Here is a 14,211-nt window from a genome sequence, read left to right on the forward strand (position 1 = left end):
CACGGTTCTGCCTGAGTTGTGAACGCGCACGGCGTCACAGGCGCCAGAGGAGGGGGATCACCGAGAGCGCCACCGCGAGCGGGCCGAGGAGCAGTCCCCACCGGATGAACGAGCCCCACGACACCTCGACCCCGGCGGCGCGGAGCCGCTGGTGCCACAGCAGCGTCGCCAGCGAGCCCCAGGGGGTGATCACCGGGCCGGCGTTGACGCCGACGAGCAGCGCCGCCAGCAGTGCGGGGGAGGACGCCGCGGGCTCCAGCGCGAGGTACGCGGGCAGGTTGTTGATCGCGTTCGCCCCCACGAGCCCGAGTCCGGCCGCCTGCCACAGCCCGGCGGGTCCGCCGCCGACCAGCGCGGCCACGGCGTCGAGGGCGCCGGTCGCCTCCAGTGCGCCCACGCTGAGGAACAGCCCCACCGCGAAGACGAGCACACCCCACGGCACGAGGCGGAGGCCGAGGGCCTTCGGATGCCGCCACGCGAACAGGAGCAGCAGGACCACGGCCGCGACGGTCGCCGGCAGCCACGGGTCGATCCCCGAGACGAGGAACGGCAGCATCGCGACCACGACGACCGCGGCGAGGACCAGGAGCGGCACGTCCGCCGGTACGGGGAGGGATGCGGGCACGTACCGGCCGCGGAGGTCGCGCCGGTGCCGCAGCCACAGCAGCGCGACCGTGACGAGGACGGCGACGGCCGCGGACGGCGCGAGCAGCGCGACGAACGCAGCGGGGGAGCCGTCATCGAGCCGGTGCGCCGCGAGGAGGTTCGTGAGGTTCGACACCGGCAGCAGCAGCGATGCCGTGTTCGCGAGCCACACCGTGGTGAAGGCGAACACGAGGGGCGGCAGCCGGTTCGCCCGCGCCACCGAGATCACCACCGGGGTGAGCAGCACCGCGGTCGTGTCGAGGGAGAGGAACGCCGTCGCCACGACCGCCAGCGCGACCACCAGCAGCCACAGCACCCAGGTGCGGCCGCGTGCGAGCCGGGCGAGCAGCGCCCCGGCGAGGTCGAACACCCCCGCGGTGGCGGCGAGTTCGGCGACGATCGTGATCGCCACGACGAACAGGAGGATCGGCCAGACCCGCTCGCCGATCAGGACGGCATCCTCGACCGGGAGGACGCCGGACAGCGCCGCCACTGCTCCCACCAGCAGCAGCGCGGCACCGATGAGGCCCAGCTTCACCCCTCAATCATGGCGCGCGGCCGGAGCGGGTGCGTGCGGAACGGTAGCCTTGAGAGGAGCCACCCTCTGGAGAGTTCCCGTGACCGATGTGACCCCTGCCGACGTCGAGTATCCGACCGACGGCTTCGCCCTCTTCCCCGACCGCTCCGTCGTCGCGCTCCGCGTCAACGGCGAGCTGAAGGATCTCGCGACCGCGGTCACGAGCACGGATGCGGTCGAGGCGGTCACGATCGACTCGCCCGACGGCCTCAGCATCCTCCGCCACTCCGCCGCGCACGTGATGGCGCAGGCGGTGCAGCGCATCAAGCCGCAGACGAACCTCGGCATCGGCCCGCCCATCACGGACGGCTTCTACTACGACTTCGGGACGGACGCCCCGTTCACCCCCGAGGACGTGAAGGCCATCAAGAAGGAGATGGAACGGATCGTCCGCGAGAACCAGCGGTTCGTGCGACGCGTCGTCACGGACGACGAGGCCCGTGCCGAACTCGCCGACGAGCCCTTCAAGCTCGAGCTCATCGGGCTCAAGGGCGGCGCGGACAAGACCGAGGGCGCCTCGGTCGAGGTCGGCGCCGGCGAGCTCACGATCTACGACAACGTGAACCGCGACGGCGAGACGGTCTGGAAGGACCTCTGCCGCGGCCCGCACGTGCCGAACACGCGCGTCATCGGCAACGGCTGGGACATCCAGCGCATCGCCGGCGCCTACTGGCGCGGCAGCGAGAAGAACCCCCAGCTGCAGCGCATCTACGGCACGGCGTGGCCGTCGAAGGACGAGCTGCGCGCGTACCAGGCCCGGCTGGAGGAGGCCGCCAAGCGCGACCACCGCAAGCTCGGCAAGGAGCTCGACCTGTTCTCGTTCCCGGACGAGGTCGGCTCGGGCCTCAGCGTCTGGCACCCCAAGGGCGGCATCATCCGGCAGGAGATGGAGCAGCACGCGCTGAAGCGCCACCGCGAGGGCGGCTACACCTACGTGTACACGCCGCACATCACCAAGCGCGACCTGTTCATCCAGTCGAACCACCTCGTCACCTACAAGGAGGGCATGTTCCCGCCCATCCACCTCGACGAGGAGCGCGACGAGAACGGTGAGATCACCAAGCAGGGCGTCGACTACTACCTGAAGCCGATGAACTGCCCGATGCACATCCTCATCTACAAGGAGCGCGGTCGCAGCTACCGCGACCTGCCGATGCGGCTGTACGAGAACGGCACGGTCTACCGGTACGAGCTCTCCGGTGCGCTGCACGGCCTCACCCGCGTGCGCGGGTTCACGCAGGACGACTCGCACCTGTTCGTGACCCCCGACCAGCTCGAGGACGAGGCCGGGCGCGTGCTGGAGTTCGTGCTGACGATGCTCCGCGACTTCGGCCTGACCGAGTTCGAGCTCGAGCTGTCGATGCGCGACGACGAGAAGTCGAAGTGGATCGGTGACGAGGAGCACTGGGCGATGGCGACGGATGCGCTCCGCCGCGTCGCGCAGGCCTCGGGCCTGAAGCTCACCGAGGTCGAGGGCGAGGCCGCGTTCTACGGCCCGAAGATCGACCTCAAGACCAAGGACGCCCTCGGCCGCACCTGGCAGCTGTCGACCGTGCAGATCGACTTCAACCTGCCCGAGCGCTTCGGGCTGGAGTACACCGGCCCCGACGGCGAGAAGCACCGCCCGGTCATGATCCACCGTGCGCTGTTCGGTTCCGCGGAGCGGTTCTTCGCGATCCTGCTCGAGCACTACGCCGGGGCGTTCCCGGTGTGGCTCTCGCCGGTGCAGGTGGTCGGCATCCCGGTCGCCGAGGAGTTCGCCGACTACCTCGACGGCATCGTCGACCGCCTGCGTGCGGAGGGCATCCGCGCCGAGGTCGACCACTCCGCCGACCGGATGCAGAAGAAGATCCGCACCCACACCACCCAGAAGGTGCCGATCCAGCTCATCGCGGGGGAGCAGGACCGCTCCCAGGGCACGGTGTCGTTCCGGTTCCGAGACGGCTCGCAGACGAACGGCATCCCGGTGGACGAGGCCGTCGACCGCATCCTGGGCGCCGTCTCGGGGATGCTGCTGGTGAACACCGCGGAGGACCTGGCGTGACCGAGGCGGCAGGCACGGGTCCGGAGCACGTCGACGGGCTCGTGTCGGCCGCCGAGCTCCCGGGCGTGCCGGACGCGTTCCAGCGTCTGTGGACGCCGCACCGGATGGCGTACATCAACGCCGGTCCGGAGCCGCTCAAGCACGACTGCCCGTTCTGCGCCGCGCCGCACAAGTCCGACGAGGACGGCCTCATCGTCCACCGCGGTCGCACCGCGTTCGTGCTGCTGAACCTGTTCCCGTACAACTCCGGGCACCTGCTCGTCTGCCCCTACCGGCACATCGGACTGTACGACGAGGCGAGCGCGGAGGAGACGGCCGAGATCGCCGAGCTGACGCAGACGGCGATGCGGGTGCTCCGTACGGTGTCGCGGTGCGACGGCTTCAACATCGGCATGAACCAGGGCGAGGTCGCCGGTGCCGGCGTCGCCGCGCACCTGCACCAGCACATCGTGCCCCGGTGGGCGACCGACGCGAACTTCTTCCCGATCATCGCGCGCACGAAGGCGCTGCCGCAGCTGCTCGGCGAGGTCCGCGCGGCGGTCGCCGCGGGCTGGCCGAAGGCCTGACGGTCGCGCCGCGGTCGGCGCACGGGATCAGGAGAACGCACCGGGACAGGATGATTTCCGCTGGATCGGCCTGATTTCGGGATATCTCCTGTACTCGTGCGGCCGGGGGATGCTGGCGCCGCGAGGCGCCGCGCGCCAGGGGATCCCGGATGCGGTCAGCGCACGCGGGTGACGGTGAACTGCTCGCGTGGGTGGGCGTAGGCCTCCTGCGCCTCGATGAGCTGCAGCTCGCGCTGCCCCGACCGGTGCGTGCGGTCGAGGAGGTCCCACACGCTCGAGGTGGTCTTCGACAGTGCCGCCGCGGCATCCCCGGTCGCCCGGTAGTGCGCGGTGAACAGGGCCGCCGTCACGTCGCCCGAGCCGTTCGCCTTCATCGGGATGTGCGGGGTCTGCACGATCCACGCGCCCTCGTCGTTCACCGCGAGCATCTCGATCGTGCCCTCGGGGCGGTCCGGCCGCTCGACCGAGGTGACGAGCACCGTGCGCGGCCCCATCCCACGCGCGAGGTCGGCCGACGCGAGCGTGGACTCGAGATCGCTCGGCTCGGTCTCGGTGAGGAAACCCAGCTCGAACTGGTTCGGCGTGATGATGTCCGCCGCCGGCACGACCCGTTCGCGCAGGAGGATCGGGATCGCCGGTGCCACGAAGCAGCCGGACTTCGCGTTGCCCATCACCGGGTCGCACGAGTAGACCGCGGACGGGTTCGCCGCCTTCACCCGGGCGACGGCGTCGAGGATGACGTCGCCGATGCCCTCGCCACCCTGGTACCCGGAGAGGATGACGTCGATCTCGCCGAAGACCCCGCGCTCCTCGATGCCGGTGATCACGTCGCGCACGTCGTCGGGCGCGATGAGCGGGCCGCGCCAGGAGCCGTAGCCGGTGTGGTTCGAGAAGTTGACGGTGTAGACCGGCAGCACCTCGACGCCGATGCGCTGCAGCGGGAACACCGCGGCGGAGTTGCCGACGTGACCGTAGGCGACGGCGGACTGGATCGACAGGATCTTCACGGGCGGTGACCTTCTTTCAACGGGACTTCGTCAGGAAGCGGTGGCGCGGACGGATGCGGCGACGTCGGCGGCGAGCCGCTCGGCGTCCGCGTCGGACAGGGTGTGGACGGTGAGCCGCAGATGGCGGGATGCGGCCGGGTCGGCCAGCACGAACTCGTCGCCGGTGCGGGCGAGCCAGCCCCGGCGCATGAGCTGCCCGGCGACGGCCCGGGCGGGCGCGCCCACGTCGACCCAGACGCTCAGCCCGTCGCCGGCGGTGCACGGCACCCCGTGGCGCCCCAGGAGGGCCGCGAACGCGGTGTTGCGGGCGAGGTAGTGGTCGCCGGCGCGGTCGACCGCCGCCATGACCTCCGGGTCGCGCACGAGCGCGACGGTGAGGCGCTGCAGCAGATGGCTCACCCAGGAGCTGCCCGGGCTGAAGTGGAGCGCGAGCCGGTCGGCGGTCTCGGCATCGGTCGCGGTCACGGCGAGGCACATGTCGGGCCCCAGGAACTTCGAGACCGACCGGATGAGCGCCCACCGCCGGTGACCCGGCCCGATGATCGGGTGGTAGGGCCGGCGGGTGAGCAGCGAGTAGTGGTCGTCGACGATGACGAGCACGGTCGGGTGGTCGGCGAGCACGTCGCGCAGCGCCGCGGCACGATCCTCGCTGAGGCTCGCGCCGGTGGGGTTGTGGGCGCGGGGCGTGCAGATGACGGCGCGCACCCCCTGCGCGAGCGCCGCCCGGAGCCCGTCGACCGTCATGCCCTCGCCGTCGACCGGCACCGCGACGGGGCGGTACCCGCCGAGGCGAACGGTCCTGATGGCGGAGAGGAACACCGGGTCCTCGAGGGCCACCGCGTCGTCGCGGACGAGGGCCTGCGCGAGGAGGCGCTCGATCGCGTCCACCGCGCCGCCGGTGATCGTGAGCCGGGCGGTGCCGGGATCCGGCACGTCGGGCCGCATCCACTCGCGCGCCCAGCGCTCCAGGTCGGGGTCGATCACCGGCTCGCCGTAGAGCACGGGGCGACCGGCCAGGGTCGACAGCGCCGCGGAGAGGTCCGGGATGCGGGCGGGGTCGGGGTTGCCGTCGCCGACGTCGCGGAGCACGGAGTCCTGCGCGAACCCCTCCGCGGGCAGGGGCGTGGGCGTCGCGATGCGGGTGCCGCCGCGGCCGAGCGTCACGACCGTGCCGGCCTGGCCGAGCACCCGGTACGCGGCGACGACCGTGTTGCGGTTCACGCCGAGCCGGTCGGCGAGCACACGCACCGGGGGCAGAGGGTCGCCGGGCGAGAGGCGCCCTTCGTCGACGAGTGCGCGCACGCTGTCGGCGATCTCGGCGGCGGAAGCGCCCGAGATGGCCTCGCCCGCGTCGGTGACCGTCACATCGTCCACATTACAACCAGGCCATGCTAACTTCTGGCATAGGTCAATGTTCGGCGCGCTCGGCGCCGGGACCGGGACGACGCCACGGCGTCGGGAAGGAGCCTCATGTCCGCCACGGGGACGGGCCGCGTCAAGCGCGGTCTCGCGGAGATGCTGAAGGGCGGCGTCATCATGGACGTCGTCACGCCGGAGCAGGCGAAGATCGCCGAGGACGCCGGTGCGGTCGCCGTCATGGCGCTCGAGCGGGTGCCCGCCGACATCCGCGCCCAGGGCGGGGTGTCGCGCATGAGCGACCCCGACATGATCGACGGCATCATCGAGGCCGTCTCGATCCCGGTCATGGCCAAGGCCCGCATCGGGCACTTCGTCGAGGCGCAGGTGCTGCAGGAGCTCGGCGTCGACTACATCGACGAGTCCGAGGTGCTCTCGCCCGCCGACTACGTGAACCACATCGACAAGTGGGGCTTCACGGTGCCCTTCGTCTGCGGCGCGACGAACCTCGGCGAGGCGCTCCGCCGCATCAACGAGGGCGCGGCGATGATCCGCTCGAAGGGCGAGGCCGGCACCGGCGACGTCTCCGAGGCCACGAAGCACATCCGCAAGATCACCGGCGAGATCAACGCGCTCCGGTCGATGAGCAAGGACGAGCTCTACGTGGCGGCCAAGGAGCTCCAGGCGCCGTACGACCTCGTCGCGGAGGTGGCCGAGACCGGCAAGCTCCCGGTGGTCCTCTTCGTCGCGGGCGGTGTCGCCACGCCGGCGGATGCGGCCATGATGATGCAGATGGGGGCTGACGGCGTGTTCGTCGGCTCGGGCATCTTCAAGAGCGGCAACCCCGCCGAACGCGCCGCCGCGATCGTGAAGGCGACGACGTTCTACGACGACCCGAAGGTGATCGCCGACGTCTCCCGCGGCCTCGGCGAGGCGATGGTCGGCATCAACGTCGCCGACCTCCCCGCGCCGCACCGCCTCGCCGAACGTGGCTGGTAACCCGCGGGTCGGGGTGCTGGCCCTCCAGGGCGACGTGCGCGAACACGCACAGGTGCTCGCCGGGCTCGGCGCCGAGGTCGTCCTCGTGCGCCGGCCCGAGGAGCTCGCCCGCGTCGACGGGCTCGTGCTCCCGGGCGGTGAGTCGAGCGTCATCGACAAGCTCTCGCGGGCGTTCGGGATGCAGCGACCGATCCGCGACGCGATCGCGGACGGCATGCCGGTCTACGGCACCTGTGCCGGCCTCATCCTGCTCGCCGACCGGGTGACCGACGCCATCGCCGGGCAGGAGAGCTTCGGCGGACTGGACGTGACCGTCCGCCGCAACGCGTTCGGCGGCCAGGTGGAGTCGTTCGAGACCGACCTCGCGGTGCCCGCCCTCGGCGAGCCGCCGGTGCACGCGGTGTTCATCCGCGCACCCGTGGTGGAGGAGGTCGGGCCTGCCGCGCAGGCGCTGGCGGCACTGCCGGACGGGCGCGTCGTCGCGGTCCGCCAGGGCGACGTGATCGGCACCTCGTTCCACCCCGAGGTCTCCGGCGAGCACCGCTTCCACCGGCTGTTCCTCGACGCCGTCGCGCGGTGACCGGCGCGCCCGGACGGGCCGCGGGGGAACGCGTGGTCGTCGACTCCCATAAACTGGTCGGCGAGCTATCGAGGAGGCAGTGCCGATGTCAGGTCATTCCAAGTGGGCCACCACCAAGCACAAGAAGGCCGTCATCGACGCGCGCCGTGCCAAGTCGTGGGCCAAGCTGATCAAGAACATCGAGGTCGCCGCGAAGCTCGGCGGCCCCGACCTGCAGGGCAACCCGACCCTGTTCGACGCGGTCCTCAAGGCCAAGAAGACGTCCGTCCCGAAGGACAACATCGACCGCGCCATCAAGCGCGGTGCCGGCATCGGCGGCCAGAGCGTCGAGTACCTCTCGATCATGTACGAGGGCTACGGCCCGAACGGCGTCGCGCTGATGATCGAGTGTCTGACCGACAACAAGAACCGCGCCGCCGCCGAGGTGCGCACCGCGCTCAGCCGGAACGGCGGCACGCTCGCCGACCCGGGTTCGGTCGCGTACAACTTCAGTCGCAAGGGTGTCGTGGTCGTGTCGGGTGAGGGCACCACCGAGGACGACGTCATGATGGCGGCCCTCGAGGCGGGCGCCGAGGAGGTCGAGCCCCACGGCGACGGCTTCGCGGTCATCACCGAGGCGTCCGAGCTGGTCGCGGTCCGCACCGCCCTCACCGAGGCCGGGATCGAGTACGACTCCGCCGACGTCGAGTTCGTGCCGAACCTGAAGATCGAGGCCGACGCCGAGACGGCCCGCAAGGTGTTCCGCCTCATCGACGCGCTCGAGGACAGCGACGACGTGCAGAACGTCTACAGCAACATCGACCTCACGCCCGAGGTGCAGGCGGAGCTCGAGAACGACGAGTGACCCGGGCTGCGCGCGCCTGCCGGGCGCGCGCGTCCCGTCGGCATAGCGTGGGGGAGTGACCTCCCCGCTGCGCGTGATCGGCATCGACCCGGGCCTGACGCGGTGCGGCGTCGGCATCGTGGACGTCGCGCCGAACCGTTCCGCGACCCTCGTGCACGTCGGCGTGGTGCGCGCGTCGCCCGATGCCCCGATCGCCGAGCGGCTCCGCATCGTCGCCGACGGCATCCGCGCCGCGATCCGCGAGCACGGACCGCACGTCATGGCGGTCGAGCGGGTCTTCGCGCAGCACAACCGCAGCACCGTGATGGGCACCGCGCAGGCGAGCGGCGTCGCACTCCTCGTCGCCGCCGAGCACGGCCTGACCGCCGAGACGCACACCCCGAGCGAGGTGAAGGCCGCCATCACCGGGTACGGGTCGGCCGAGAAGCTCCAGGTGCAGACGATGGTCGCCCGCGTCCTCCGTCTCCCGTCGCTGCCCCAGCCGGCCGACGCCGCCGATGCGCTCGCGCTCGCGCTGTGCCACGCGTGGCGCAGCGGTCCTGCGCGACCCGGCGCGGATGCGGGCGCGCTCACCCCTGCGCAGCGTGCCTGGCGCGATGCGGAGCGATCCGTCAGACGCTGAGCGTGTCGATCGAACATATCTCCGAACCCGGATAGGCTCGACCCATGATCGCTTCACTGCGCGGAACCGTCGCGCACACCGGCCCCGACTCCGTCGTGCTCGAGGTCGGGGGCGTCGGCTATCTCGTCGCCGTCACACCCGACGTGGCGCGCGGCGCCCACCTCGGCGACGAGCTCCACCTGCACACGAACCTCATCGTGCGCGAGGACGCGCTCTCCCTCGTCGGGTTCCCGACGCGGGAGGAACTGAGCGTGTTCGCCGCGCTCGTCGCGGTGTCCGGCGTCGGGCCCAAGTCCGCGCTGGGCGTGCTCGCCGCGCTGAGCGTCGACCAGATCGCCGACGCCGTCGCCGCCGAGGACGACGCGCCGTTCCGCCGGGTCTCCGGCATCGGCCCGAAGACCGCGAAGCTCATCGTGGTGCAGCTCGCGGGCAAGCTCAGCGCGGGCATCGGCGGGGGAGCGGCGGCGCCCGCATCCGCACCCGTGGCCCTCGAGGCGCAGGTCGTGCAGGCGCTCGTCGGCCTCGGCTGGCCGGAGCGGACGGCCACGGAGGCGGTCACGGCGGTCGCCGCCGACGCCGCGGACGCGGAGCGGACCGTGTCGGGCCTGCTCCGGCGTGCGCTCGCCCAGCTCGGCCCGGCGCGAGCGGAGGCCGCCCGTGGATGAGCTGCGGGACGGCACCCCCATCGACGAGTCGGAGCTCGCGATCGAGGGTGCGCTGCGCCCGGGATCCCTGTCCGAGTTCGTCGGGCAGCAGAAGGTGCGCGGACAGCTGCAGCTCCTGCTCGACGCGGCGCGGATGCAGCAGCGCTCGCCCGACCACATCCTGCTCTCGGGCCCGCCGGGACTGGGGAAGACGACCCTCGCGATGATCGTCGCCCACGAGAGCGGCAGGCCGTTGCGCATGTCGAGCGGCCCCGCGATCCAGCACGCGGGCGACCTCGCGGCGCTCCTGTCCAGCCTCACGCCGGGCGAAGTGCTCTTCGTCGACGAGGTGCACCGGATGGCGCGCTCCGCCGAGGAGATGCTGTACCTCGCGATGGAGGACTTCCGGATCGACATCATGGTCGGCAAGGGGGCCGGTGCGACCAGCATCCCGCTCGACCTGGCGCCCTTCACCCTCGTCGGCGCGACGACCCGGTCCGGCCTCCTACCGAACCCGCTGCGTGACCGGTTCGGCTTCACCGCCCATCTCGAGTACTACGAGCCGGAGGAACTCCAGCAGGTCATCGCGCGTTCGGCGCTCATGCTCGGCGTCGACCTGCCGCCGGCGGCGCAGTCGGAGATCGCGCGGCGCTCGCGCGGCACGCCCCGCATCGCGAACCGGCTGCTCCGTCGCGTCCGCGACTACCTGCTCGTGCACGGTCGTGACGGCGACGTCGACGCCGTCGACGCGGCGCTGGAGCTCTACGACGTCGACCGCATCGGGCTCGACCGGCTCGACCGCGCAGTGCTGGAGACGGTCATCCGGCGCTTCCGCGGCGGCCCGGTCGGACTCGGCACGCTCGCCGTGGCGGTCGGGGAGGAGGCGGACACGATCGAATCGGTCGTCGAGCCCTATCTCGTGCGCATCGGCTTCCTCGGACGCACCCCCCGCGGACGCGTCGCGACCCCCGAGGCCTACGCCCACCTGGGCGTCCCGCATCCGGACGGGGCGCTCCGGTTCGATGACCTATAATCGGCGGAGGCTTTCGCCGAACCCCACCTCACCGGCTGCGTGCTGACGCGCCGAACCCGAAAGGCTCGATCGCACCTCATGGAATTCGCCGACTTCTTCGCCAACTACGGCCTGATCATCCTGCTGGTGCTGCTGCTGGTCTTCATGTTCTGGAGCTCCCGCCGCCGCACCCAGCGTGCGAAGGCCGAGCAGGAGCAGAAGGCCCGTGAGACCGTGCCCGGCGCCAAGGTGCTGCTGCAGGGCGGCCTCTACGGCACCATCGTGTCGTTCGACGCCGAGAACCTCGACCAGCCCGCCGTCGTCGAGATCGCGCCCGGCGTCGACATCGAGGTGCACAGCCAGGCCATCCTCCGCATCGTGAACCCCGCCGAGGGCGTCGTGACGGAGGACGAGTTCATCGAGGCCGAGGCGTCCGAGGCGGAGTACGTCGCGGGCGTCGCCGACGGCGACATCTCCTCGATCAGCGACGACCAGCGCGCCTCCCACGCGAAGGACGAGCCCGAGGACCCCGCCAAGCCCGGCGCCTGAGGCCACCCCGTCCCACCTCCAGAAAGCTGAGTGTCCGTGGCGACATCGACCCCCGTCCGCCATGCCCGGCGGGCACTGATCGGTCTGCTGGCGATCGTCGCCGTGCTGTTCGGCGTGAACGCGCTGGGCGTGTACGGCTTCCAGAAGAGCTCCTGGGTCCCTGAGCTCGCCCTCGACCTGCAGGGCGGGACGCAGATCATCCTCGCCGCGGAGACCCCCGACGGGGCCGCTCCGACGCAGGAGCAGATGAACCAGGCCGTGACGATCATCCGCCAGCGCATCGACGCCACCGGCGTCGGCGAGGCCGCGGTCAGCACCGAGGGCGGACGCAACATCGTCGTCCAGATCCCCGGCGAGGCCGACGAGGAGACGCGCCAGCGCATCGAGGCTTCCGCACAGCTGCAGCTGCGCGCGGTCATCTTCGCCTCCGGCGACGTCACCGGCTCGTTCATCGGCGAGGACGGCACGGCCACGCCGTATCCGACCCCCGACCCCACGCTCAACAGCACGCCGACGGCCGAACCCACCAGCGGCAGCGATCCGGCATGGATCACCGACGCGCTGTACGCCGAGTTCCAGGCCTACAACTGCGCCGACCCGGAGAACGACCCCGCGTCGGAGCCGGCCGAGGAACCCCTCATCACCTGCGAGGTCGACGGCACGGCGAAGTACATCCTCGGCCCGGTCGAGCTCGACGGTTCGGCGATCTCGGACGCGACGAACGGTCTGAACACCCAGAACAACCAGTGGGCCGTGAACATCGTCTTCGACGGCGCGGGCACCGAGACGTTCAGCGAGATCAGCCAGCGCCTCTACGGCCTCACCTCGCCCCAGAACCAGTTCGCCTTCGTGCTCGACGGTCAGGTGCTCTCCGCGCCGTCCATGAACGCGATCATCACCGACGGCAAGCCGCAGATCACCGGTTCGTTCACCCAGGAGTCGTCGAAGACGCTCGCCGACCAGCTCAAGTACGGTGCGCTGCCGCTGAGCTTCTCGGTGCAGAGCTCCGACACGATCTCGGCCACGCTCGGCTCCCAGCAGCTGCAGATCGGGCTCATCGCCGGGCTCATCGGTCTCGCCCTCGTCGCCGTGTACTCGCTCAGCGTCTACCGTGCGCTCGGCTTCGTGATCATCGCCTCGCTCGGCGTCATGGCGGTGCTCACCTACCTGATGCTGTGCATCCTCGCGTGGCGCATGGGCTTCCGGCTGTCCCTCGCCGGCGTGGCGGGCCTCATCGTGACGATCGGGTTCACGGCCGACTCGTTCATCGTGTACTTCGAGCGCATCCGCGACGAGCTGCGCGACGGCAAGTCGATCACGAGCGCGGTCGAGGACGGCTGGGACCGTGCGAAGCGGACCATCTACATCTCGAAGTCGATCAACGTGCTCGCCGCGGTGGTGCTCTACATCCTCGCGGACTCGACCGTGAAGGGCTTCGCGTTCACGCTCGGGCTCACCACCGCGATCGACGTGCTCATCTTCATCCTCTTCACCCACCCGGTGATGCAGCTGCTCGCCCGCACGCGGTTCTTCGGCTCGGGGCACAAGCTGTCCGGCCTCGACCCCGACGCGCTCGGCGCGGTCTATCGTGGGCGCGCGCAGTTCCGTGGGCCGGTGGTGCGTAGCGGCCGGGCCGCGCGCTCGCGCGGTGAGGCCGCCAAGCGGCAGACGATCGCCGAGCGCAAGCTGGCCGAGGTCGCCGCATCCGAATCCGGGAAGCGCGACACGAAGGAGGTCGGCGACTGATGCGTTCGATGAATCAGTTCGGAAACGACCTGTACACCGGGAAGACCTCGTTCCCGTTCGTCGGCCGGCGGCGGCTGTGGTTCATCCTGGCCGCGGTCCTCGTGCTCCTCTCGGTGCTCGTGCCGTTCGTGAAGCCGGTGCAGTTCTCCATCGAGTTCACCGGTGGGTCGCAGTTCACCGTCTCGGGGATCGCGACGACCGACCAGCAGCTCGCGACGGATGCGGTGCAGTCGGTCGTGCCGGGCGCGACCGTGAAGGTCGCCACGGTCGGCACCGACGGCCTGCGGGTCGAGACCGACCAGATGACCAACGACGAGACGCAGACCGTTCGCGCCGAGCTCGCCGAGGCCTACGGCGTCGCGACGCAGGAGGTCACGACCTCGTTCATCGGCCCGGTCTGGGGCGCCGACGTGACGCGGCAGTCGCTGTGGGGCCTCGCGATCTTCCTCGCGCTGACCTTCCTCATCCTGGCGCTGTACTTCCGCACCTGGAAGATGTCCGCCGCCGCCATGATCGGCGTCGTGGACGTGCTGATCATCACGGTCGGCATCTACGCGCTGTGCGGGTTCCCCATCTCGCCCGCGGCCGTCATCGGCTTCCTCACGATCCTCGCCTACTCGCTCTACGACACCACCGTCGTGTTCGACAAGATCCGCGAGAACACCCGGGAGGACGGCGAGATATCCGGCCGCACGTTCGGCGAGTCCGTGAACCTGGCGGTGAACCAGACCCTCATCCGATCGATCAACACGACGGTCGTCGCCGTGCTGCCGACCGGCGCGATCCTGTTCATCGGCGCGTTCGCGCTCGGCGCGCAGACGCTCACCGACATCTCGCTGTCGATCTTCGTCGGCACGATCGTCGCGGCGTACTCGACGCTGTTCGTGGCCGCACCCCTGTACTCGCTGTTCCGCGAGAACGAGAAGCCCATCCGCACCCGTGACGAGCGCGTGCTGGAGGCCCGTGAGAAGGCCGGCGTTCCGGCCTGAGCGAACAGGCGATCCGGCGCCTCGGGCGGGG

The 14,211-nt window shown here is 70.9% G+C and carries 14 protein-coding genes; 11 read left to right on the plus strand and 3 right to left on the minus strand.

The window, feature by feature from the left end; translation table 11 throughout:
* Positions 1-34: 34 nt before the first annotated feature.
* Positions 35-1,183, minus strand: coding sequence for an SLC13 family permease (locus tag ACWAUO_RS05715; RefSeq protein WP_460773808.1), 1,149 nt, complete (start codon positions 1,181-1,183; stop codon positions 35-37).
* Positions 1,184-1,262: 79 nt separating this feature from the next.
* Between ACWAUO_RS05715 and thrS the strand changes: the two genes are divergently transcribed.
* Both thrS and ACWAUO_RS05725 read left to right on the plus strand, forming a co-directional pair.
* A complete protein-coding gene (gene thrS / locus ACWAUO_RS05720; protein ID WP_460773809.1) occupies positions 1,263-3,266 on the plus strand; it encodes a threonine--tRNA ligase in 2,004 nt (667 codons plus the stop codon).
* The gene (locus tag ACWAUO_RS05725; protein WP_460773811.1) at positions 3,263-3,832 is read left to right on the plus strand and encodes an HIT family protein; all 570 of its coding nucleotides are present in this window, start codon (positions 3,263-3,265) and stop codon (positions 3,830-3,832) included. The genes thrS and ACWAUO_RS05725 overlap by 4 nt, the downstream gene beginning before the upstream one ends.
* 155 nt (positions 3,833-3,987) lie before the next feature.
* Here ACWAUO_RS05725 and pdxY read toward each other — a convergent pair whose 3' ends face one another.
* Together pdxY and ACWAUO_RS05735 are read right to left on the minus strand one after the other, a co-directional pair.
* Complete coding sequence (gene pdxY, locus ACWAUO_RS05730; RefSeq protein WP_460773813.1) at positions 3,988-4,839, minus strand: pyridoxal kinase PdxY; 852 nt, start codon at positions 4,837-4,839, stop codon at positions 3,988-3,990.
* 30 nt (positions 4,840-4,869) lie between these two features.
* Complete coding sequence (locus ACWAUO_RS05735) at positions 4,870-6,213, minus strand: aminotransferase class I/II-fold pyridoxal phosphate-dependent enzyme (protein WP_460773814.1); 1,344 nt, start codon at positions 6,211-6,213, stop codon at positions 4,870-4,872.
* A gap of 96 nt (positions 6,214-6,309) precedes the next feature.
* Here ACWAUO_RS05735 and pdxS point away from each other — a divergent pair, with 96 nt between their 5' ends.
* The 9 genes from pdxS (at position 6,310) to secF (ending at position 14,180) form a co-directional block, all read left to right on the plus strand.
* A complete protein-coding gene (pdxS, locus tag ACWAUO_RS05740; protein WP_460773816.1) occupies positions 6,310-7,194 on the plus strand; it encodes a pyridoxal 5'-phosphate synthase lyase subunit PdxS in 885 nt (294 codons plus the stop codon).
* On the plus strand, positions 7,184-7,774 hold the full coding sequence (pdxT, locus tag ACWAUO_RS05745) for a pyridoxal 5'-phosphate synthase glutaminase subunit PdxT (protein ID WP_460773817.1): 591 nt from the start codon (positions 7,184-7,186) through the stop codon (positions 7,772-7,774). Before pdxS ends, pdxT begins: the two co-directional genes overlap by 11 nt.
* Before the next feature lie 85 nt (positions 7,775-7,859).
* The gene (locus ACWAUO_RS05750) at positions 7,860-8,618 is read left to right on the plus strand and encodes a YebC/PmpR family DNA-binding transcriptional regulator (protein ID WP_460773818.1); all 759 of its coding nucleotides are present in this window, start codon (positions 7,860-7,862) and stop codon (positions 8,616-8,618) included.
* 55 nt (positions 8,619-8,673) lie between these two features.
* Entirely contained in the window at positions 8,674-9,240 is a 567-nt protein-coding gene (ruvC, locus tag ACWAUO_RS05755; protein WP_460773820.1) for a crossover junction endodeoxyribonuclease RuvC, read from the plus strand.
* A 44-nt stretch (positions 9,241-9,284) separates the two neighbouring features.
* A complete protein-coding gene (gene ruvA, locus ACWAUO_RS05760; protein ID WP_460773822.1) occupies positions 9,285-9,905 on the plus strand; it encodes a Holliday junction branch migration protein RuvA in 621 nt (206 codons plus the stop codon).
* On the plus strand, positions 9,898-10,917 hold the full coding sequence (gene ruvB / locus ACWAUO_RS05765) for a Holliday junction branch migration DNA helicase RuvB (protein WP_460773823.1): 1,020 nt from the start codon (positions 9,898-9,900) through the stop codon (positions 10,915-10,917). Before ruvA ends, ruvB begins: the two co-directional genes overlap by 8 nt.
* Positions 10,918-10,995: 78 nt before the next feature.
* Positions 10,996-11,445, plus strand: coding sequence for a preprotein translocase subunit YajC (locus ACWAUO_RS05770; protein ID WP_460773825.1), 450 nt, complete (start codon positions 10,996-10,998; stop codon positions 11,443-11,445).
* 36 nt (positions 11,446-11,481) lie between these two features.
* Complete coding sequence (gene secD / locus ACWAUO_RS05775; protein ID WP_460773827.1) at positions 11,482-13,191, plus strand: protein translocase subunit SecD; 1,710 nt, start codon at positions 11,482-11,484, stop codon at positions 13,189-13,191.
* Positions 13,191-14,180, plus strand: coding sequence for a protein translocase subunit SecF (gene secF, locus ACWAUO_RS05780; RefSeq protein ID WP_460773828.1), 990 nt, complete (start codon positions 13,191-13,193; stop codon positions 14,178-14,180). Before secD ends, secF begins: the two co-directional genes overlap by 1 nt.
* The last annotated feature ends 31 nt before the right edge of the window (positions 14,181-14,211 follow it).

Source organism: Microbacterium sp. GXF7504, assembly GCF_054798235.1.